The sequence below is a fragment of the Shewanella sp. SP1S2-4 genome (assembly GCF_031932075.1).
GTDB lineage: Bacteria > Pseudomonadota > Gammaproteobacteria > Enterobacterales > Shewanellaceae > Shewanella > Shewanella baltica.
In genome coordinates this window covers 49,534-69,341 of record NZ_JAUOET010000007.1, presented here as the reverse complement: position 1 = coordinate 69,341, position 19,808 = coordinate 49,534, and the positions used below count along the sequence as shown (strand labels likewise).

General features: G+C 47.9%; 17 protein-coding genes and 1 other annotated feature. Of the genes, 7 read left to right on the top strand and 10 right to left on the bottom strand.

Annotated elements, in window-relative coordinates; translation table 11 throughout:
* Nucleotide 1: 1 nt before the first annotated feature.
* The 9 genes from Q4Q52_RS09265 to Q4Q52_RS09225 form a co-directional block, all read right to left on the bottom strand.
* On the bottom strand, nucleotides 2–1,516 hold the full coding sequence (locus Q4Q52_RS09265; RefSeq protein ID WP_311990439.1) for a lysine N(6)-hydroxylase/L-ornithine N(5)-oxygenase family protein: 1,515 nt from the start codon (nucleotides 1,514–1,516) through the stop codon (nucleotides 2–4).
* A gap of 847 nt (nucleotides 1,517–2,363) precedes the next feature.
* Nucleotides 2,364–2,648, bottom strand: a complete 285-nt coding sequence (locus tag Q4Q52_RS09260; protein WP_006082193.1) for a DUF2798 domain-containing protein — start codon at nucleotides 2,646–2,648, stop codon at nucleotides 2,364–2,366.
* 236 nt (nucleotides 2,649–2,884) lie between these two features.
* Complete coding sequence (locus tag Q4Q52_RS09255) at nucleotides 2,885–3,295, bottom strand: glycerate kinase (RefSeq protein WP_311990438.1); 411 nt, start codon at nucleotides 3,293–3,295, stop codon at nucleotides 2,885–2,887.
* A gap of 384 nt (nucleotides 3,296–3,679) precedes the next feature.
* On the bottom strand, nucleotides 3,680–4,501 hold the full coding sequence (gene trpA, locus Q4Q52_RS09250; protein WP_011847150.1) for a tryptophan synthase subunit alpha: 822 nt from the start codon (nucleotides 4,499–4,501) through the stop codon (nucleotides 3,680–3,682).
* 5 nt (nucleotides 4,502–4,506) lie between these two features.
* A complete protein-coding gene (gene trpB / locus Q4Q52_RS09245; RefSeq protein WP_012089560.1) occupies nucleotides 4,507–5,697 on the bottom strand; it encodes a tryptophan synthase subunit beta in 1,191 nt (396 codons plus the stop codon).
* Between the two features lie 198 nt (nucleotides 5,698–5,895).
* Nucleotides 5,896–7,383: a bifunctional indole-3-glycerol-phosphate synthase TrpC/phosphoribosylanthranilate isomerase TrpF gene (gene trpCF, locus Q4Q52_RS09240; protein ID WP_311990437.1), complete on the bottom strand. Its 1,488-nt coding sequence runs from the start codon at nucleotides 7,381–7,383 to the stop codon at nucleotides 5,896–5,898.
* A 4-nt stretch (nucleotides 7,384–7,387) separates the two neighbouring features.
* Nucleotides 7,388–8,461: an anthranilate phosphoribosyltransferase gene (gene trpD / locus Q4Q52_RS09235; RefSeq protein ID WP_011847147.1), complete on the bottom strand. Its 1,074-nt coding sequence runs from the start codon at nucleotides 8,459–8,461 to the stop codon at nucleotides 7,388–7,390.
* Nucleotides 8,458–9,081 carry an aminodeoxychorismate/anthranilate synthase component II gene (locus Q4Q52_RS09230; protein WP_011847146.1) on the bottom strand — a complete coding sequence of 208 codons (624 nt, stop codon included), beginning with the start codon at nucleotides 9,079–9,081 and terminating at the stop codon, nucleotides 8,458–8,460. The genes trpD and Q4Q52_RS09230 overlap by 4 nt, the downstream gene beginning before the upstream one ends.
* Before the next feature lie 9 nt (nucleotides 9,082–9,090).
* Nucleotides 9,091–10,764, bottom strand: coding sequence for an anthranilate synthase component 1 (locus Q4Q52_RS09225; protein WP_311990436.1), 1,674 nt, complete (start codon nucleotides 10,762–10,764; stop codon nucleotides 9,091–9,093).
* Between the two features lie 98 nt (nucleotides 10,765–10,862).
* Nucleotides 10,863–10,970 (bottom strand) — a sequence feature (Trp leader region).
* A gap of 210 nt (nucleotides 10,971–11,180) precedes the next feature.
* Here Q4Q52_RS09225 and rnm point away from each other — a divergent pair.
* From rnm to Q4Q52_RS09195, 6 genes are all read left to right on the top strand, one after another.
* On the top strand, nucleotides 11,181–12,041 hold the full coding sequence (gene rnm / locus Q4Q52_RS09220) for an RNase RNM (protein ID WP_041411197.1): 861 nt from the start codon (nucleotides 11,181–11,183) through the stop codon (nucleotides 12,039–12,041).
* Complete coding sequence (locus Q4Q52_RS09215; protein WP_006082184.1) at nucleotides 12,038–12,658, top strand: L-threonylcarbamoyladenylate synthase; 621 nt, start codon at nucleotides 12,038–12,040, stop codon at nucleotides 12,656–12,658. Before rnm ends, Q4Q52_RS09215 begins: the two co-directional genes overlap by 4 nt.
* 159 nt (nucleotides 12,659–12,817) lie before the next feature.
* Complete coding sequence (locus Q4Q52_RS09210; RefSeq protein WP_011847143.1) at nucleotides 12,818–13,606, top strand: ScpA family protein; 789 nt, start codon at nucleotides 12,818–12,820, stop codon at nucleotides 13,604–13,606.
* Nucleotides 13,607–13,609: 3 nt separating this feature from the next.
* The gene (scpB, locus tag Q4Q52_RS09205) at nucleotides 13,610–14,206 is read left to right on the top strand and encodes an SMC-Scp complex subunit ScpB (RefSeq protein WP_012089553.1); all 597 of its coding nucleotides are present in this window, start codon (nucleotides 13,610–13,612) and stop codon (nucleotides 14,204–14,206) included.
* Nucleotides 14,199–15,074: a 23S rRNA pseudouridine(2605) synthase RluB gene (gene rluB, locus Q4Q52_RS09200; RefSeq protein WP_006082181.1), complete on the top strand. Its 876-nt coding sequence runs from the start codon at nucleotides 14,199–14,201 to the stop codon at nucleotides 15,072–15,074. Before scpB ends, rluB begins: the two co-directional genes overlap by 8 nt.
* 101 nt (nucleotides 15,075–15,175) lie before the next feature.
* A complete protein-coding gene (locus tag Q4Q52_RS09195; RefSeq protein WP_259560597.1) occupies nucleotides 15,176–16,141 on the top strand; it encodes an exo-alpha-sialidase in 966 nt (321 codons plus the stop codon).
* Nucleotides 16,142–16,284: 143 nt separating this feature from the next.
* Here the strand turns inward: Q4Q52_RS09195 and Q4Q52_RS09190 are convergent, their stop codons facing one another.
* The gene (locus Q4Q52_RS09190; RefSeq protein WP_311990435.1) at nucleotides 16,285–17,022 is read right to left on the bottom strand and encodes a YciK family oxidoreductase; all 738 of its coding nucleotides are present in this window, start codon (nucleotides 17,020–17,022) and stop codon (nucleotides 16,285–16,287) included.
* Between the two features lie 262 nt (nucleotides 17,023–17,284).
* Between Q4Q52_RS09190 and Q4Q52_RS09185 the strand changes: the two genes are divergently transcribed.
* The gene (locus Q4Q52_RS09185) at nucleotides 17,285–19,768 is read left to right on the top strand and encodes a VolA/Pla-1 family phospholipase (protein ID WP_311990434.1); all 2,484 of its coding nucleotides are present in this window, start codon (nucleotides 17,285–17,287) and stop codon (nucleotides 19,766–19,768) included.
* The last annotated feature ends 40 nt before the right edge of the window (nucleotides 19,769–19,808 follow it).

The window sequence follows — 19,808 nt, the reverse complement described above, 5'->3', positions numbered from 1 at the left end:
ATTATGCCTCCTGGTTCGGCGCCATTAAGACCGGCATATTGGTTCCCGCGCCTGAACTCACGGTTGAACTTGCGCCAGAATTTGGAATCTTGGTTGGAGGGATAGTTTGTGGCGCATCAACTTGAGTTTTTCTGTGCGGCGCCTTAGGAAAATGTCTTGGATTAAGATCCAGCGTGTTAATTGCATTGGCGCCGCAGGGCTGATGACTGGCAAGTTTGGCCGGATCGAAGGTTTGAAACGCGATATGTTCCTCAATGTGGTAGGGCGCATAACCGAGCACGGCTTTTAAGATGGTGCCGTTGCGATAACAGCCCATACCCAGATCTGGAGAGCTTATCCCATGGGTATGCAAACCGACATTCTGGACAAAAATATCCCCTCGAATATCTATGCTGTAATCACGCTGCACACTAAGTTGTCCGGCGTCATCGAATTCGACTTGTTGTTTAATACCACTGATAAACTCGGGTAAACGATAGTGGTAACCTGTGCCTAAAATGACTGCGCCCGTTTCTTGCTCAAAGGTGTGATTTTTTTCATTGTGGTGGAAATGCAACTTGAGCATATTGGCTTGGGGCTCGATATGAGTCAGCGCCGCATTCGTCATCAGTCGGCATTGAAAATCGGCCAATAGGCGCTTTTGATATAACAAATCGTAAATGTCGTTTATCAGCTCAGAATTTATTCCTTTGTAGAGTTGTTTCTGGCTGGCGATCAGTGAGCATCTTTGATTAGGGGTCAACTCGTGGAAGTAATCGACATAATCTGGTGAGGTCATCTCTAAAGTAAGCTTGGTATATTCCAAGGGATAAAAACGCGCTGATCGTGTCATCCAATTGAGTTGATAACCATAGGTATCAATCTCTTGCAGTAGATCGTAAAACACTTCCGCCGCACTCTGGCCACTACCAATTACTGTGATGGCACTCTGACTCTGCAGGTAGGTTTTTTGCTGCATATAGCTGGCGGTATGCATGACCCGCGCATCTTGAATGGGGCAATCCTTTGGCAGATATGGCTCTGTTCCTGTGCCTAACACTAGCTTTCGGCATTGATAGGTATGGGTTTTGCCACTGCGTCTATCAAAACCTGTGACTCGATAAATACTTTCACCTGCGTTGTAATCCACTTGAGTGACTTTAAAGCCAAATTTTAGATTGCTGAGTTGCTGGCTTACCCATTGGCAGTACAAGTTGTATTCGTGGCGAGGTAAAAAGAAATTCTCACGAATGTAAAAGGGATAAAGTCTGCCCGTCTTTTTGGCAAAATTAAGGTAACTGTAACGGCTGGTAGGATCGGCCATAGTCACCAGATCTGACATAAAGGGGGTTTGCAGTCTTGAGGATTTGAGTAGCATGCCTGGATGCCAATCAAAGCTGGTTTTAGCATCTAAAAATAAGCAGTTAAAGCCGTCGATAGGTTCTGATAAGGCGGCGAGGCCAAGATTGAATGGGCCAATGCCGATGCCGAGTAGATCAAAGATTTCGCGATCCATTTCCCTTTGTTGAGTAGTCACTTACGCCTCCTTTGGCAGCATGCTGTTGCGTGTTGCCGATCCAGTAATCAGTTACCTAAGGACGCAAACCAAGTAAATGTGGCAGTCAAAATAGCCTGTTTGGCTATCTATCTTGCTGTGGTTAATTAGCTATGTTTAGCGCAGTCCTTAGGCCATTTTTCCTGCTGCCTCTGTCCCGACAACGGCGAGTAAATTAGCACGTGAAAATATTCAAATGCAAACCATTCTCATTTGGGTGGTGGTGAGTGTTAATACTTTTAACTTACGGATAAGCGGGCTAAGTACGGTTAATAACGTATGTGACGGCAAGATAATTGGCTGGCAAAAAGGCTAAAATTAAGGGGCGTATAATCGAGGGGATTACGAGCATCTTGACTTTTAAGGCTATAAATACAGTTGGTTATATCGATATTTGTGTTGGTTTATTAATCGAGGGGAATTGATTTAGATTGCGGTAATGTCGGCTGAGTCCAATGGGGATAGGTGCCGCTAAACAGTCAGTGTAAATCCATTGTAAAGCGCAGGCTGGAGCCTCGCTCAAGGCACTGGGTAAAATGAGTTGGGTGTGGGTTAAGTTTAAATGGATTGGCTCTGATGAATGAGTTCAGAGGCATTACCCCCAGATTTATTCGCTTAGCTTGGCATTTTCTCACAGAGCTATTCGCTTAAAACTACCATTCGCTTAAAACTGCTATTGGCTGGAGCTGTAAATAGGACGGTTATCTCGGCATGGATAGCGGCAGTGCGCGTTTATTAAGGGCATGAACTTAAGCTAAAACCGTCCTAAGACGGCTTTGAAATGTGGCTGTTAACTCAGAATGCAAGTTCGAAAGGCTAAATCGTAAAGCTAGCGTAAATCGACAAAGTGTCCGGTAATTTTACGCACTAATGGCAACACCATCAGCAGTGTCGGGAAGGCAACCACCCATGAGATCAGCCAAGCACCGAGCCAGAGTTCGATAAACTGCGGTGAAGCGCCGACGCCATTGAAAGTACTGATCCCAGAAACGATACAACTCATTAGAATAGAAAGAAAAAATGGCATTACAACCGTGGCATACTTGGCTGGTAATTTAGGCGTGCCCAAAAAAGTACGAGGTTTGTCATCGGGCAAAGATTTAGAAATAGTCATCGGATCCTCTATTGGGAATTCATCAGGCGAATGATTTGTCACAGGCTAGCACTGTCAATTCCGCTATCGACTTCATTTGCTCTCCCCATTGGGTTCAATAGCGGAAGCAAGGTATTTAAGCGATTGATGAAGTTTAGTCTGCGCGGCGACATTCTAGGTATTGCACCGATAAAGCGCAATCATTAAAGCCCAAGCTAGCCTATCTGTACGTTCACAGTTAGCGCAGGGATCAAGACTCAATTCATTCCATTTGTTACCCAAAGCTCGCCCGTCACATTGACCCAGTGACCGAGCGAAATAGGGGATTTACCCAGTTCAGTATCAAAGAGGAGTGCAAGGTTTGATTGCGACAGGTAAATCGTATCTTCGGGTGTTTGGCTGATGTCGACGATTTGTCCTGAAGTTTCAAAGTTCAATTGAATTGGTAGGCGTGGAGCTTGCTCAATGATGTCAACTTGAACACTTGCTAGTTGGCCGAGTAATTCAACCGTCACCCATTGGTTAACCGGAAAGCGCATTCTTGCCTGTTGAGCGCTGCCTTGGTAATAAAACCAAATCGGTGCGCCATTGTCGCATTTGCCTGCGACTTCACCTTCAACACCATTGCCACATGGAGTTAGCTCGAGTATATAGATCCGATACTGCATATAAAGTCCATTTCATTTCGATACAGACATGCTATCGAGGAACTGTGACTAAATAACTGCGACTAAATAACTGCGACTAAATAACCGCTAAGCTATCAGTTTGATTTCTTGTCACAGTAGGGGTGGTGTTTGAGGCGTGATTGTTGAGAAAGATAAGAGCCGTAAGAGAACACCAACAATGAGGTGAGCAAGGCAGGGTAAACATAGGAGTCGGTCAATCTAAAGAAAAATAAGTGAGGCTGCGAATGTGCCCCACTTATTCTGTTGATTTTTCTCTTTCATCGCGTCTTAAGCACTAGCGATTTAGGCTATCAATTTAAATCAGTGACTTAGTTTATCAATTTCAATCAGTAATTTATCTCAGAGATTGAAATCTTGATTAACTTAGGTCGCCGCTTTCATGGCGCGAGTAAAATCCCCAAGTGTCGCCAGTAGCTTAGCTTCATCGTGCTGGTGGGTTTCGATGATCTTCACAACGGCAGAGCCAGAAATTGCCCCTGCAGCGCCTGCTTTGATTGCGGCGCTCACTTGAGCTGGTTCGGCAATGCCAAAGCCGAGTAGCGGTGGCGGCGCATTAAAAGTTTTCAATTTGGATAGAATTTCTTCCACCGGAACGCCAGCTTTAGTGTCTGTGCCTGTCACCCCTGCGCGGGATAAGAGATAGGTGTAACCTTCGCCGCTGGCGCTAACCAGTGCAAGGGTTTCACTGTCGGCATTGGGCGGCGCGATAAAAATGGGTGCGATACCATGGGCTTTAGCGGCTTCGCTAAAGGGCGCCGATTCTTCTACTGGTACGTCGGCAATAAGCACTGAATCCACACCCGCTTGCTGCGCTTTGGCGTAAAACGCATCTATGCCATTAGCAAACACCAAGTTCGCATACAGCAGCAAACCGATTGGCAGTTCAGGATATTTAGCACGCACTTGCGCCAGTAATTCAAAACACGCCGTTGGAGTCGTGCCAGCGGCTAAAGAACGCAGGTTAGCACCTTGGATCACAGGGCCATCGGCCAAGGGATCGGAAAACGGAAAGCCCAGTTCTAAGGCATCGGCACCGTTTTGCACTAAGGTATCGATAATTTTCAGCGATAACTCAGGGCTAGGATCACCAAGAGTGACGAAGGGGACAAAAGCACCACGGCCTTCGGCTTTGAGTTTGGCAAAGGTGGCTTGGTAACGGCCAGTGTTAGTCAATGTATCACTCATGTTCGTTATACCTCTTTACCATTCAAAATGTCAGAAACGGTGAAAATATCTTTGTCACCACGACCGGAAAGATTGACCACTAAAATGGTTTCTTTGGTGCACTCGCGCGCCATTTTCACGGCATAGGCGATAGCATGTGCCGATTCCAATGCGGGGATAATCCCTTCACAGCGAGCCAGTTGTTGGAAGGCTTCCAAGGCTTCATCGTCGGTGGCGGATTCATAACGGGCGCGGCCTGTGGCATTAAGATGCGCGTGCTGCGGGCCAACGGAGGGGAAGTCCAATCCAGCTGAAATCGAGTAGGATTCTTCGATTTGGCCTTCGCTATCTTGCATCAAAGGCGCTTTCATACCGAAGAAAATCCCTGTCTTACCGTGTTTAAGCGGCGCGCCGTGCATTGGCGTGTCGATGCCTTTACCCGCAGGTTCGACGCCAATCAGTTCGACACTTGGCTCGTCGATAAAGTCAGCAAACATGCCGATGGCGTTGGAACCGCCGCCCACACAGGCGATAACCGCATCGGGCAGGCGACCTTCACGCTCTAGCATTTGCTTTTTGGTTTCTTCGCCAATAATGCGTTGAAATTCACGCACTATGGTTGGGAACGGATGTGGCCCCGCGGCCGTGCCGAGCAAATAGTGAGCCTTTTCGTAGCTGCCAGACCAGTCGCGCATCGCTTCGTTACAGGCATCTTTTAAGGTGGCAGAACCAGAGGTGACAGGAATGACTTCCGCGCCCATCAACCGCATTCTAAATACGTTCGGTGATTGGCGCGCAACGTCTTTCGCGCCCATATAGACTTTACATTTCAAGCCTAATAGCGCGCAGGCAAGGGCGGTGGCAACGCCGTGTTGTCCAGCACCGGTTTCTGCAATAATTTCCTTTTTGCCCATGCGTTTAGCAAGCAGAGCTTGGCCTAACACTTGGTTAGTTTTATGGGCGCCGCCGTGGAGTAAATCTTCTCGTTTGAGGTAGATTTTCACCATAGGGTTGGGGCTTAAATTGCGGGTTAAGGTCAGTGCTGTAGGGCGACCCGCGTAGTTTTTCAGTAAATCGGTAAATTCGGCTTTAAAGTCGTCATCTTCCTGCGCTTCCACAAAGGCAGTTTCTAATTGCTTAAGGGCTGGCACTAAAATCTGTGGCACATACATGCCGCCGTATTCGCCGAAATAAGGGTTAAGCTTTAACTTTGACATACCTTTTTCCTTATCTTATCAATCAGTTTGTCAGTGGCTTCGATTGTGCTAACAGCGTCTTGGTGTTAATCGTATAAATAATGTTAACTGAGCCGTTATCTATTTTGGCCACTGGCATTAATAGGTTCATATTTTTTGTCGAGCATCACGCTTGTCGAGCACCAACTGCATCTAGGGCTTCTTGCTTAGCGCGATAGGCTAGAGACGTAAATGGGTAAAAGCCGTTTGGATCAGTTGCGCCGACTTAATTCCTGTGGCGGTTTCTAGGCCAGAATTAAAATCTAAACCGTAAAATCCTTGGGCATTGGCACTGGCCGCATTTTCGGCGTTGAGTCCGCCCGCCAACATGGCATGGGCCTTTTGCTGGCCTAAGGACTTCACATCAATATTTTGCCAATTAAAGGCTTGGCCTGAGCCGCCAAATTGACCTGCCGTTTTACTATCAAACAGATAACGCTGTGCTCCCTGAGGTAAGTTGCCAAGCTCACCCGTTTGCGCATCGACGCTGACGGCTTTCCAAATTTGGGTGGTGAGTCCCGCTTGTTCAAGTCGCTCAGCGAGCTGTGTTATTTCAAGCTCAGTCTCAGTGCCATGCAGCTGTACGGCAGATAACTGCAAACTGGCAGCGATATCGGTGATGGTGCTTGGCGCGGCATTAACAAACACGCCGACAAATTCAATGGCGGGGGCATCAGATGCACGGTACTCCTTGAGTAGTTGTTCTGCGGCATTAAGGGTTAACGCGCGTGGGGATTTTTCAGCAAAAATCAGTCCGCCATAGACAGCGCCTGCTGTTGCCGCGGCGCGAATATCTTCCACACGGGTGAGGCCGCAGACTTTATTGTGACCGAAGATCAATTTACGGCAGGCCAAGTCGATATCAGCCTCAGCCATAATCGAGCTGCCGACAAGGAAGCCATCAACCAGCGGACTTAGGCGACGTACTTGCTCATTGTTGTAGATGCCAGATTCGCTGATCACCACGCGGTCGCTGCCAATGTGTGGCGCTAAGGCTTCTGTGGTGGCGAGATCGGTACTTAAATCCCTTAAGTTACGGTTGTTGATGCCAATAATCGGCGCATCTAATGCGATGGCGCGCTTAAGTTCTTCTTCGTTACTGACTTCGGTCAGTACATCGAGTTGATACTTAGCGGCTTCTTTCGCTAGACCTTGATATTGTTCATCATCAAGCACGGACAGCATCAACAGAATCGCATCGGCGCCTTGGTGAGCGGCGAGTTTGATTTGGTATTCATCCACAAAAAAATCTTTGCACAGAATCGGTTGGTTCACCCGAGCGCGCACCTTAGGAATATAGTCCATATCCCCTTGGAAAAATTGCTCGTCGGTTAATACCGAAATGCCCGCCGCATATTTACCGTAAATATCGGCGATGGCTTCTACATCAAACACATCGCGGATAAGCCCTTTGGACGGACTGGCTTTTTTGCATTCTAAAATGTAACCCGCCTTGGGTGCCTTGAGTGCGGAAAATAAACTGCGGTCAGAGATTTTTGGCGACAGACTCGCCTCAGGGAAACGCAGTTTTAGGGCGGCAATATGGGCCGTTTTGGTATCGACGATACGGGTTAACACATTACTTTTTGGCATAGCGTTTGTGGCTGCCTCTGGCTGAGTACGCAGGTCTTGAGTCATTGCTGTTGGAGTCACTTCTACTTGAGACATTCGCTTATCTTCCTCTTTCTTGACCGTTGACTAGGGCTTCACCGCTGACTTTTGCGAGCTGGCTTAACAATTCAAAGGCTTTGCCGCTTTGAATGGTAGCGAGCGCAAGTAAGGTTCCGGCTTTGACTGAATCAGTAATTCCACAGACATATAAAGCACAGCCGGCATTGATGGCGACCGCATTGGCGTGTGCTTCAGTGCCACGGCCTTTTAAAATCGCCTCGGTAATCAAGGCATTCTGCGCGGGCTCGCCCCCTTCTAAGTCTGATATTTGCGCTAAAGGCACGCCTAAATCGGCGGGCGTGAGTTGATACTCTATGATGTCGCCGTCTTTTAACTCAGCAACTTGGGTGTTGCCGTGCAGCGCGACTTCATCTAAACCGCTGCCGTGCACTACCATAGCGCGTTTTGTGCCAAGCGCCTTTAATACTTTCGCTATCGGTAAGACTAACTCAGGGCTATACACGCCAAGTAGCATAAACTCAGGCCTTGCGGGGTTAATTAGCGGCCCTAACACATTGAATAAAGTGCGCGTTTTCAGTGCTTGTCTTACGGGCACCGCATGTTTTACCCCGCCATGGTAGTGTGGCGCAAATAAAAAGCACAGATTCAATGCGTCGAGGCAACGACTGGCAGTCTCTGGCGACATAGTTAAGTCGATGCCAAATTGCGCCAAGAGGTCCGATGAACCCGATTTACTCGACACGCTACGATTGCCGTGTTTGGCGACCTTAGCGCCTGCCGCCGCGGCAACAAAGGCCGCAGTGGTGGAAATATTAATGGTATTAAAGCCATCGCCACCCGTGCCAACAATATCAACTATGCCATTATGAAGCGGATTGTTGTTTCGCTCAGGGCAAGGAAAAGGTTTGGCAGCGGCGCGCATAGCATCGGCGGCGCCGCTGATCTCATCAATGGTCTCACCGCGCATTTTCAGCGCAACTAACATTCCCGCCATTGCCGCTTCACTCATCTCTCCGCGAATTAACGCGCCAAAAAGTTCGGCGGTTTGCTCGCGGCTTAAACTTTTACCTTGGTATAAAACGTCGAGTAAAGGCTGAATAGGGTTGGTACTCATGCGGTTACTCCTGTTGTCATGTCTTGGGGTAGAAATGTCATCTCTTGGGTAAGAAAGGCCAAGGTTTGAATGAGCAGTGTGCTACCTAAGGTGGTGAGAATCGATTCAGGGTGGAACTGAAAGCCAACGGCTCTGTGCTCAGGGTGCAGAATTGCCATCGGCATAGCGTCAGTCGTTGCAATCACTTGCAAGCAATCAGGCACGTGAGTGGCGACTAGACTGTGATAACGGGCAACGGGCAGGGGAGAGGGCAAACCGGCAAATACGCCAGTGCCATCATGGAAAGTCGGGCTTGCCTTGCCATGCACCACAAAAGGCGCGCGCGCCACTGTGCCGCCGTAATATTCCACCATAGCTTGATGCCCAAGGCAGATACCCAGCATAGGCACTTTACCGGCGACTTTGGCGATAAGCGCCATCATAGAGCCTGCTTCATGGGGCGCACCAGGACCTGGCGATAACACTAGGGCTGCGGGTTCTTGTTCGTTAAGCAGTTTTTCAGCGATAAAGTCGGCGGCAACATCGTTGCGGTAAATCACCACTTCACAGCCTAGGCTGCGAAATTGATCCACTAAGTTGTAGGTAAAGGAGTCAAAGTTATCGAGTAGATAGAGTTTCATGTTTGGCTCCTATTTAGATGGTACTGAAGTGGATGGCACAAAAGTCGATTGAGCTGACGCGTCATTCGCTGGCGATTCATTGACTCGCAGTCCAGCGCCCATTTTGATGGCCGAAATCACGGCTTGGGCTTTTTGACGGGTTTCGTCAGCCTCACTTTGGGGATCCGAATCAAACACGACGCCCGCGCCCGCTTGAATAAAGGCGGTGCCATTTTTGACAAAGGCCGAGCGGATCACAATACAGGTGTCCATATCACCAAGAGCATTAAGGTAACCCACAGCGCCGCCGTAGCTGCCGCGGCGGGCTTTTTCCGCTTGGCGAACCAGTTGTGATGCGCTTACTTTGGGCGCGCCGACTAAAGTGCCCATATTCATACAGGCCTGATAAGCATGCAGCGCATCTAAATCTTGGCGCAATTGACCCGTTACGCGACTGACGAGGTGCATCACGTGGGAATAGCGATCAACTTTCAATAGTTCGGCGACTTTACGGCTGCCGCTTTGGCTGATGCGCGCGATATCGTTGCGAGCTAAATCGACCAACATTAAGTGTTCTGACAGTTCTTTTTTATCTAAACGCAGTTCAAGTTCAATGCGGCTGTCTAAGTCAAAATCAATCTCGCCCGTGGCGGTTTTGCCGCGTTTACGGGTGCCTGCAATCGGGTAGACTTCGACTTGATTACTGCTGGCTTCGTATTTGAGTGCGCTTTCGGGTGAGGCGCCAAAAAGGGTGAAATCTGGGCCCCTGAAATAAAACATGTAAGGGCTTGGGTTCGTTAGACGCAGGGCACGATAAGCTCCTAAGGTATTCGGGCAAGGCAAACTAAAGCTACGCGATGGCACCACTTGGAAAATATCGCCCGCAATGATGTGTTCTTTCAAATCGATAACGGTTTGTTTAAACACCTCATCGGAAATATTGACTTGCTCAGTTGCGTCGATGGCGACCAGTGTCGGCACATCGGCAGGTGAATTACCGAGGGTTTTACATTGTGTACTTAACTGCTGTACTCGTTCGCTCAGCGCTGCAGTGATGGCGGCATTCTGGCCAGAATCGCTACTGAAATTATGGGTAATGATGTCGGCTTGTTTCAGTTTATGGTCAATCAGGATTAAGGTTTCAGCGAGGTAGAATAAGTAGTCAGGGCAATCATTATCGCGGTTCGGTACGGCTGGCAGCGGTTCGACGGTATCAATCAAGTCGTAGGCCAGTACGCCACCTAAAAACAGATCCTCAAAGGCGGGTTTACTTTGGCTGTCAGTATGAGCGCCACAATCAATCTGCTGGATAAACATCCGCAGGCCATCGAGTGGCGAGGTCGATTTTAAGCGTGCATCTTCATCCTGCAACTTAGTGTCTTTTTGCAGCGTCACCACTAAAGTCAAGTTATCTCGGGCTACATTGACAGCAGTACTGAAAAAAAGTGCGATGGGAGCAAGTAAGCTCGCGCCATTGTCGGTCAGTGCGGTAAAGGTCAGTTGATAACCGTCGCAGCGGATCATCATGGCGGCATGGGTCATCACCATGCTTTTTAAGTGATCTTTACTGTCGATTTCGGCCGATTCCAGCAACATAGTATGGGGCGCATCTTGGGTAATGTGCTGATACAAGCGCAGTGGATCGCTGTGATAGGTTAATGCCGACTTGAGTGTGCTTGAGCGTGCGAATGTCTGTTTGGGCATGTTCATACTCCAGCTACCTTATAAAATGTCTTTAACATCATGAGTTATCTCGCTTTCTTAATCTTGTTACCCGAGTCTGCCGACATTTTTCGCACCTAACAAAAAAGCCCGCATTTCTGCGGGCTTCTTGTTGATTCTGGTCACTTTCAAATGAGCACAGAGCTTCACACCACCCGCTAAGTTGGGAAGTGCCACCACCAAATGATGTTTAATGAAGCGTTAATGTGTGTCATTCAAAAGGGTCTCGCTAATTCAGTAATTGGTGTATAGAAAACCTTAGCTGGGGTCGAATGTCAATTGAATATTTTTCATTTTCTGCGATTTATTCACTTTAATGACGTAGAAAATTTAAGTCACACAGCCACAAAATGCGAGATAGCAGCGCATTTATTAACAAATTCACGTACAATAGGCCCATGAATACTCAAAGCATATTGGCTGATCTGCACAGCCACACGACCGCATCCGACGGTCAGTTAACTCCGTCTGAATTGGTGGCTAGAGCCCTTGAAAAGGGCGTGCAGTTATTTGCGATTACTGACCACGACACGGTAGCAGGTTTACCCGAAGCCCGTGCCTTTAATCTATCGCAAGCAGAACCATTGAAATTGATCTCTGGCGTAGAAATCTCTACTCGCTGGAACAGTTATGATATCCACATAGTTGCGCTTAACTTCGATGCGGATAATCCTGCGTTATTAGCATTTTTAGAAAATCAGCGTGAGTTACGTGAATTACGCGCTCAAGAAATTGGCCATAGATTAGCCAAGGCCGGTATTGAAGGCGCTTACGAAGGTGCCAAGGCGTTGGCGGGTGAAGCTGCATTGAGCCGTGGACATTACGCCCGCTGGATGGCTGAAAATGGTCATGCTGTGGATATGCCGAGCGTGTTTAAACGCTACCTTGCCCGCGGTAAAACCGGTTATGTCCCCAATAATTGGGGTGATATGGCCAGCGCCATCGATATCATTCATAACGCGGGTGGATTAGCTGTGTTGGCGCATCCCAGTGGTTATAAGTTATCGGCAAAGTGGCTTAAGCGCTTAGTGCGCGAATATAAAGAAGCGGGTGGAGATGCCATGGAAGTGGTACTTGGCCAGCAAACATTAGACGACAGGGCCAACCTTGTGGCCTTGAGCTTACAAAATCAATTGCTTGCATCGATAGGGAGTGATTTTCACTTTCCAAGTAATTGGATTGAATTAGGAAAAAATCTGTATCAGCCCCAAGGTATTGATTGGGTCTGGCAATCGGAATCTTGGGTGGAACGACCATGAGTCAGTTTTTTTATGTACATGAAGTAAATCCGCAAACACGCCTTATCAGTCAAGCTGTTGCCGCCTTAAAAGCGGGCGGTGTGATTGTTTATCCCACCGATTCGGGCTATGCCTTAGGCTGCTTGATTGGTGAGAAAGACGCGATGACGCGGATGGCGAGAATTCGTCAAATCGAGAACGATCATAACTTTTCATTGATGTGCCGTGATTTATCCGAGCTTGCGACCTACGCCAAAGTGGATAATCAGGCGTATCGCATCCTAAAAAGTTGCACGCCTGGGCCTTATACGTTCATTTTTAAAGCGACCAAAGAAGTGCCGCGTCGTCTGCAAAATGACAAGAAAAAGACCATAGGTATTCGCGTGCCCGACAATGTGATCGCACTGGCGTTGCTTGAAGCCTTAGATGCGCCGCTGATGTCGACCAGTTTAGTGATGCCAAATGCAGAATTTGCCGAGTCTGATCCTGAACAAATTCGCGATTTGCTCGAGCATCAAGTGGATGTGATTATCCATGGCGGTTATTTAGGTGAAAAACCGACGACAGTGATTGATATGTCTGAAGATGGCGCCGAAATTTTGCGTGAAGGCGCGGGTGATATCACGCCTTTCCTCTAAATCCAGCGCAATAGATTTATCGCTAATAGATACGAGTGAGCGATGCGGCGAGTGGCAGTGAACATTTGGCAGTTTTATCGCCGCAGGTTTACAGGTATAATCGCGCGTTTGGCGTTAGCCTAAGTTGGGTAGCGCAGCGTTAACGGAGCAAGATAGCGGATGCAGGGCACGCAACAGAGTTTACCCTTAGCCGTTATTCGTGGTCAGGCAATGACCGAAATGCCGCTGGATTTGTTTATTCCGCCGGAGGCGTTAGAAGTGTTCCTTGAGTCCTTTGAAGGGCCATTGGATTTACTGTTATATTTGATCCGTAAGCAAAAATTAGACGTTGTCGATTTACCCATTCAGCAAATCACCGCGCAGTATTTAGAATATATTACGTTGCTGACTCAGGCTCGAATTGAACTTGCCGCCGATTACTTAGTGATGGCGGCAACGCTTGCCGAGATTAAATCCCGTTTGCTGCTGCCGCGTATGGTGGCTGAAGATGAGGTTGAGGAAGATCCTCGGGCGCAATTGATCCGTCAGTTGAAAGCCTATGAAGTGATTAAAGAAGCGTCGCAAAAACTCGATGATTTGCCGCGGCTCGAGCGGGATGTGTTTCAAGCCAAAGCAGTGGCAGCACCTGACATTAAGCCGTTAATGATCCCGCCAGAAGTCTCGTTGTTTGAAATTGCCCGCGCCTTTGGCGATGTGCTCAAACGTATCGATGCCAATGAAGATCATCACGTTAAGCGTGAACAGTTATCGACGCGTGAGCGCATGAGCCAGATTTTAGCCATGCTGAACTCGGAAGATTTTACGGCATTTGAACGTTTATTTACCGTAGCAGAAGGCCGTGCAGGCGTGGTCGTCACCTTCTTAGCACTGATGGAATTAGTCAAAGAATTATTGGTTGAATTGTACCAAACAGAACCGTTTTCAACTATTTACGTTAAGGCCTATTAATTGATGCAGATAAATCCGACTCAATTAAAACAGCTTATTGAAGCGAGTTTGTTTGTATTGGGGAAACCCTTGTCGGCGAAAATGTTGAAAGACACTGTATTGGTGGATTTCACGGTTTCCAGAGACAAAATAAAAGCTGCATTGGATGAGCTGCAGCAGGATTATCAAGACAGAGGTGTGCAACTTGTGAAAGTCGCTGGAGGTTATCGCTTCCAGACCTTAGAAGTCTTGAGTCCTTTTTTGCAGCCCCTGTGGCAAGAAAAGGCGCCTAAATATTCGCGTGCGACATTAGAAACCTTGGCGGTGATTGCTTATCGTCAACCTGTGACTCGCGGCGATATTGAACAGGTGCGCGGTGTGGCCATTAGTAGTCACATCATAAAAAGTTTGTCAGATAGACATTGGATTAAAGTAGTTGGCCATAAAGAAGTACCGGGGCGACCCGCGTTGTATGCCACTACCTTAGAATTTTTAGCATATTTTGGCTTAGACACCTTAGCGGATTTACCGCCGCTGTCGGATACTGAGTCATTGCAGGCGGTTTTTTCAAGTGTGAAATTAACGCCGGAACAGTCAGAAGAGCAAAATACTAATGAGTGAAAAATTGCAGAAAGTCTTGGCCCGTGCAGGCCATGGCTCCCGTCGTGAGATGGAGGCATGGATTGCTGCAGGCCGAGTTAGTATTGATGGTGAAATTGCTAGCCTTGGGGATCGGATTGAAGCCGATGCCAAAGTGCGTATCGATGGGAGATCGATTTCGTTAAAGTCTGCCGAAGACGTGATCTGTCGAGTATTGGCATACCATAAACCCGAAGGCGAAATTTGTAGTCGTAAAGATCCTGAAGGCCGTCCAACGGTATTCGATCGCTTACCTAAAGTGCGTGATTCACGCTGGGTTGCGGTAGGTCGTTTAGACATCAACACCTCAGGTTTATTGTTGTTTACATCAGATGGTGAATTAGCGAACCGCTTAATGCATCCATCGAACGAAGTCGACCGCGAATACGCAGTGCGTACCTTCGGTGAAATCCCAGAAGCGACAGTGCAACGTTTGCGTACAGGCGTAATGTTAGAAGACGGCCCTGCGCAGTTTGATAGCATCAAGCCAGCGGGCGGCGAAGGCATGAACCAGTGGTGGCATGTATGTTTACGCGAAGGTCGTAACCGCGAAGTACGCCGTCTGTGGGAATCCCAAGAAGTGCAAGTGAGCCGTTTGATCCGTATCCGTTACGGTATGGTTGAATTGCCAAAATCACTGCCACGGGGTGGCTGGGTTGAATTGCCAATGGAGCAAGTTAACTACTTGCGTAAACTGGCAGGTTTAGAGCCTGAAACCCGCACTATGCTTGCTGCCGATAAACACAGCGTAGCCCGTGCTCAGGTGAAGAGTGCTAAAATTCGCCGCGCCGTACGTAAGCATAAAGTAACCGGTTCGGGAAAACCTAAGCCATCGCGTCAGCGCAGCTAAGTTGTTTTATCCCAATGAAAAAGGCCGCTTAGCGGCCTTTTTGCTTTCTGTTATTTGCAGCTATGTTATAACAAGAGTCAGCTGGATTGAGGAGTGAATGGATGAAGCTAATTTCAGTGCGACGGATTTGGGAGCAAGCTGCCCATAATGCGTTTACCGATTTAATCGCGTTTCAGGAAGCACTTTTTTGTGTTTTCCGTGAAGGGACTGCCCATGTGTCACCCGATGGCGCTTTGCGTATTCTACGTTCAGTGGATGGCGGCGAGACGTGGCAGAGCGTGGCACTTATTCGTTCGGAAGAGGCTGATTTACGCGACGGTAAACTGATTGAATATCAAGGGGAATTGCTTTTACTCGGTGGCGGGACCTTACATGATAAGTCGGGTCTTCAATCACATCTTTGGCGCTCAGCCGATGGGCTAGTGTGGTCGGATGCGCTAAAGATAGCTGATAAGGGCTATTGGTTATGGCGTTTAACCGAGCATCAAAATACGCTCTATGGTGTGGGCTATCGCCCAGGACCTGATGGTGACACTCGGTTGTATAAGAGTGATGATGGCGTGCAGTTCAAGACTTGGCTAAAGGTGTTTAATAATCAAGGTTATGTCAACGAAACAGCCATTGTTTTTGATCAAGACAGCGGCTTTTGTCTCTTGAGGCGCGATCCCGTTTGGGGGCCTGAATTTGTTGGTTTACTCGGTCACAGTCGCGCGCCATTCACCGATTGGCAATGGCAAGAACTCGATAAGCGCATTGGTGGGCCAGTGATGTTGATGTATCAATCCCGCCTGTTGGCAGTGGTGCGCTTATACGATGAACAAGTTCGAACGGCTTTAGTTGAAATTCATCCTGATACTGGCGTGGTTCAAGAACTACTGACACTGCCATCGAAGGGCGATACCAGTTATGCGGGCGTTGTGATTGACGGAAATGAGTTGTGGGTAAGTTATTACTCAAGCCATGAGTTAGCTGACTCACCGCTAGATACGCAGAATTTGCTTGATGAATCAAGCAGAGCCGCTAAAGCTAAAACGATGATTTATTTTGCAAAAATTCAGTTAAGTTAAGATTGGTGGTGCAGCGTTTTTATGCTGTTTATTCCCATGGATTAATACAGAGATCCATCTTGCGAATATCTAAAATAATAAAGGGCCATCAATAGGCCCTTTATTATTGCTGAATCATACTGCTAAACCGATAAGCGATGCGATTACTGAGCGTTGAACTGCTGACCGTTCACTGCGCTAGCATCTTGACCCATTAAATATAAATAGGTCGGCATGATCTCTTCTGCGGTTTTGAGATCCAGTGGATTCTCAGCTGGGTAGGCTTTAGCGCGCATCTCAGTGCGGGTTGCACCTGGATTGATACTGTTGACGCGAACCGAGGTGCCATCGCACTCATGGGCGAGGACTTGCATCATGCCTTCGGTGGCAAACTTAGAGAAGGCATAAGGTCCCCAGTAGGCGCGGCCTTGACGACCCACACTGCTCGACGTAAAGATAATCGATGCACTGGGCGCTTGGCGCATCACAGGTAGTAATGCTTTAGTTAGCATAACTTGGGCCGTGACGTTCACTTTGAGTACGTCTTCGAGTGATGGAATATCTATGTGTTCAAACGGGCCTAGGGCACCGAGCAGGCTCGCGTTATGTAATAAGCCGTCTAAATGATCGAATTGTTCGGCTATGGTATCGGCCATATCGCGATAATTTTGCTCCGTCGCGCCCTTAAGATCTAATGGCACTATGGCAGGTTTTGGATAACCGGCTTGTTCGATTACATCGTAAACCGCTTCTAGTTTTTTCACTGTTTTACCGAGTAAAATCACAGTGGCGCCGTGCTTTGCAAACTCAACGGCAGCGGTGCGACCTATACCAGCGCCAGCGCCTGTCACTAAAATTGTTTTGCCTTTGAGTAAATCTTTTGCTGCTTGATATTCCAACATGAGTCTCTTTTTCCTCTTGGCGGGAATGCCCGCCACTTCTAGAGTCGCTGAAGTGATAAACGCATGTTTCAAACAAATGAATGAAACTTAGTTATAAATAGCTAAAATGTTTGTGACAAACTTGTGGCTAACTCAATATTTTTACGTTAACTTGAAATGAGTTAGGGGCTAACATAAGCCCTATTGGTCACAGATTTAAAAGCTATTGTGACTAATTTCTTGGGGAAAACAAAACTATTACAACAAGATTTGGGGAAAAAAGATGAAAAGACTCATTTTGGGTGTTGCGATTGCATCTGCACTGGGCCTCACAGGATGTGGTGAGGACAGTTTTAACGAACTCAAGGATAAGACTGAACCGCTCGTCCCTGAATCGCACATGGTGTTCGACCCTGCTAATTCAAAAGTACCATTACCGAATGATTTACTATTCAGTGGTACCAAGGATGGCACATTATCGATTCCGGGTGAAAGCTCAGGCAATTATGTTGATCCACAAATCGCGCTTGGGGCGTTAGATGGCTGGTCGACAACATCGCCGATTTCCATTGATATTGATTTAGCGAAAAAACACGACGGCACACCACTGACCCTAATGGCGGCATCGGTTGCACAACCTGGTGCAGTCAGAATGTTTGAGGCCACTGTCGGTGGTCCATTGTCTTCTGATGCTGAATGTACTGCTAAACCGTCAGTTTCAGCGTGTAAAGTCGGAGCAGAACTGCAGTTTGGCGTTGACTTTGTATCCACCGCATCAGGTAATAAAGTGGTAATAGTGCCGCTTAAGCCACTCAAAGCTGGGCAGTCTTATATTTATGCGACAACCAATCTTATTCAAGATTCTGAAGGTCGTGGCATTGCACCTTCAACCACCTATGGTTTGTTGAAGTTAGACATCACGACATTGCCATTAGAAACGCCAGATCAATTGATGCTGCAAACCTTAGTAAACAGCTACGAGAAAGGCATTGCTGCGGCCCATAATGTCGATCCTTCGACCATAAGCTACTCTGGGCTGTTTACGACTCAGTCTGTCGCTAACGTCTATGAAACGACTAAATTGCTGATGGCAAAGGGCGCGCCTTATGCCCCCAGCTTTGCTCAGATGCCAACGCCTGCCGGTTATACCGTTGCACAAGCTGCGGGCTTAACACCGGCTGCTGGAGCTGCCTACGTGGTATCAAGTTTAGCCGATGTGTATACCGCCAAAATTAAACTGCCGATTTACGGTGACTGCTCTTCGGTCAGTTGTTTGTCAGCAGAAGGAAAACCATTAATTAATGGTCATTGGAAAGCACAAGGCGATAGCCCTGTCTCTGTACTATTAGCTTTGCAAGCAGGCACACTCAGCCAGAATAATTTTGGTATGCAAGCCGTAGCCAATGGTATTGCGAACCCTGCCGATGCGTTAGCCAATCCGTCTCTAATGGCGGGAAAAACTTGGTTGTTAGACGATGGTACAGCGGTAGATAAAACTAAGCATTTGACTAAGTTCAACCCAATTCCAGCGATTAAAGGATATGAAACCGTACCTGTACTGATTTCTATGCCCAATGCAACGAAATTGGCTGCTTTTTATCAACAGCAAGGTCGTGAGTTTATTCCTCCTACATCCGGTTGGCCAACCACAATCGCACTGCACGGTTTAGGTGGCGGCAAAGAAATGTCACTGGCCTATGCGGGCTCTTACGCAGCCATGGGCGTTGCAACTATTGCTATCGATATGCCACTGCATGGGGCGCGTTCATTCGATGCTAACGGCGATGGGGTTTATGAAGTCTCTGCGACCGATCCTTCTTTTGGGGCTGTAGTCGGTACACCAGACGCCTTTAAAAATGGTAATCCGCTGGTGTTCGTGAATATCTCTAGCACTTTGTCGGTGCGTGATAATTTCCGTCAAGCGACGATGGACCATTTAGGTGTTCGTCTTGCTCTAACAGGATTAGCACAGGGCTTAGCACAAGCAGGTCAGCCACAAGTATTTGACGTGTCTAAAATCAGTGCTCAAGGTCTGAGTTTAGGCGCGATTGTCGGCACCGATTTTGCGACCTATGCCAGCACTGGCATGAAGAACCCTGCAACCGGCGATGCCTTGCCAAATGCCTATGTCATCAATGCCTTATCCCTAGCAGCGCCTGCAGGGGGATTAGCAGGATCATTTGCGGGTTCTGCAACCTTTGGTCCAGTGCTGTTTAGCAATATCAAGGCATCTGCGACTTTCCAAGCGCTGGTCGATAAGGCTAATACTGCAGGATATGAGGTGGGGAGTCCTGAATATGAGGCACTGGTGCAGGCAGTATATGCCCAGTTTATTCCTACGTTTGCCTTTGCGGTTCAAACGGCTGTGGATTCTGCTGATCCAATTAACCATGCCGCTATGTTAAAGGCGACGGACTTACCTGTTCATTTGATTGAAATCGCCGGTGATGGCAATGGTAACTTACCTGATCAAGTGTTACCGAACCGGGTAGATAACTTTCCGTTATCGGGCACTGAGCCGTTGATATCTGCTATTGGCCTACCTTGTGTCGATAGTACCAGTAAAGGTCATGGCGTTGTGCGTTTCTCTAAAGGTCACCATAGTTCGATTGTGAGCCCAGGTGAAACGGACGCTACAGATGGTATGGCTGCTGCTGCTACCGTTGAAATGCAGACTCAAGTGGCAAACTATGCTGCGACTGCAGGTAAAGGTGATGCGACGATTTTAGTGACAAACAGCGATGTCATTGCGACTTGTCCTAACTAATCTGCGCTTAATCGGAAAAACCCAGCGAATGCTGGGTTTT

Bases quoted from the DNA above. Each gene is read 5' to 3' on its own strand.
- Q4Q52_RS09225 (WP_311990436.1), bottom strand. From the start codon at position 10,764: ATGCCCAAACAGACATTCGCACGCTCAAGCACACTCAAGTCGGCATTA.
- trpCF (WP_311990437.1), bottom strand. From the start codon at position 7,383: ATGTCTCAAGTAGAAGTGACTCCAACAGCAATGACTCAAGACCTGCGT.
- trpD (WP_011847147.1), bottom strand. From the start codon at position 8,461: ATGAGTACCAACCCTATTCAGCCTTTACTCGACGTTTTATACCAAGGT.
- rnm (WP_041411197.1), top strand. From the start codon at position 11,181: ATGAATACTCAAAGCATATTGGCTGATCTGCACAGCCACACGACCGCA.
- scpB (WP_012089553.1), top strand. From the start codon at position 13,610: ATGCAGATAAATCCGACTCAATTAAAACAGCTTATTGAAGCGAGTTTG.
- Q4Q52_RS09230 (WP_011847146.1), bottom strand. From the start codon at position 9,081: ATGAAACTCTATCTACTCGATAACTTTGACTCCTTTACCTACAACTTA.
- Q4Q52_RS09190 (WP_311990435.1), bottom strand. From the start codon at position 17,022: ATGTTGGAATATCAAGCAGCAAAAGATTTACTCAAAGGCAAAACAATT.
- trpA (WP_011847150.1), bottom strand. From the start codon at position 4,501: ATGAGTGATACATTGACTAACACTGGCCGTTACCAAGCCACCTTTGCC.
- Q4Q52_RS09195 (WP_259560597.1), top strand. From the start codon at position 15,176: ATGAAGCTAATTTCAGTGCGACGGATTTGGGAGCAAGCTGCCCATAAT.
- Q4Q52_RS09260 (WP_006082193.1), bottom strand. From the start codon at position 2,648: ATGACTATTTCTAAATCTTTGCCCGATGACAAACCTCGTACTTTTTTG.
- rluB (WP_006082181.1), top strand. From the start codon at position 14,199: ATGAGTGAAAAATTGCAGAAAGTCTTGGCCCGTGCAGGCCATGGCTCC.
- Q4Q52_RS09210 (WP_011847143.1), top strand. From the start codon at position 12,818: ATGCAGGGCACGCAACAGAGTTTACCCTTAGCCGTTATTCGTGGTCAG.
- Q4Q52_RS09255 (WP_311990438.1), bottom strand. From the start codon at position 3,295: ATGCAGTATCGGATCTATATACTCGAGCTAACTCCATGTGGCAATGGT.
- trpB (WP_012089560.1), bottom strand. From the start codon at position 5,697: ATGTCAAAGTTAAAGCTTAACCCTTATTTCGGCGAATACGGCGGCATG.
- Q4Q52_RS09185 (WP_311990434.1), top strand. From the start codon at position 17,285: ATGAAAAGACTCATTTTGGGTGTTGCGATTGCATCTGCACTGGGCCTC.
- Q4Q52_RS09215 (WP_006082184.1), top strand. From the start codon at position 12,038: ATGAGTCAGTTTTTTTATGTACATGAAGTAAATCCGCAAACACGCCTT.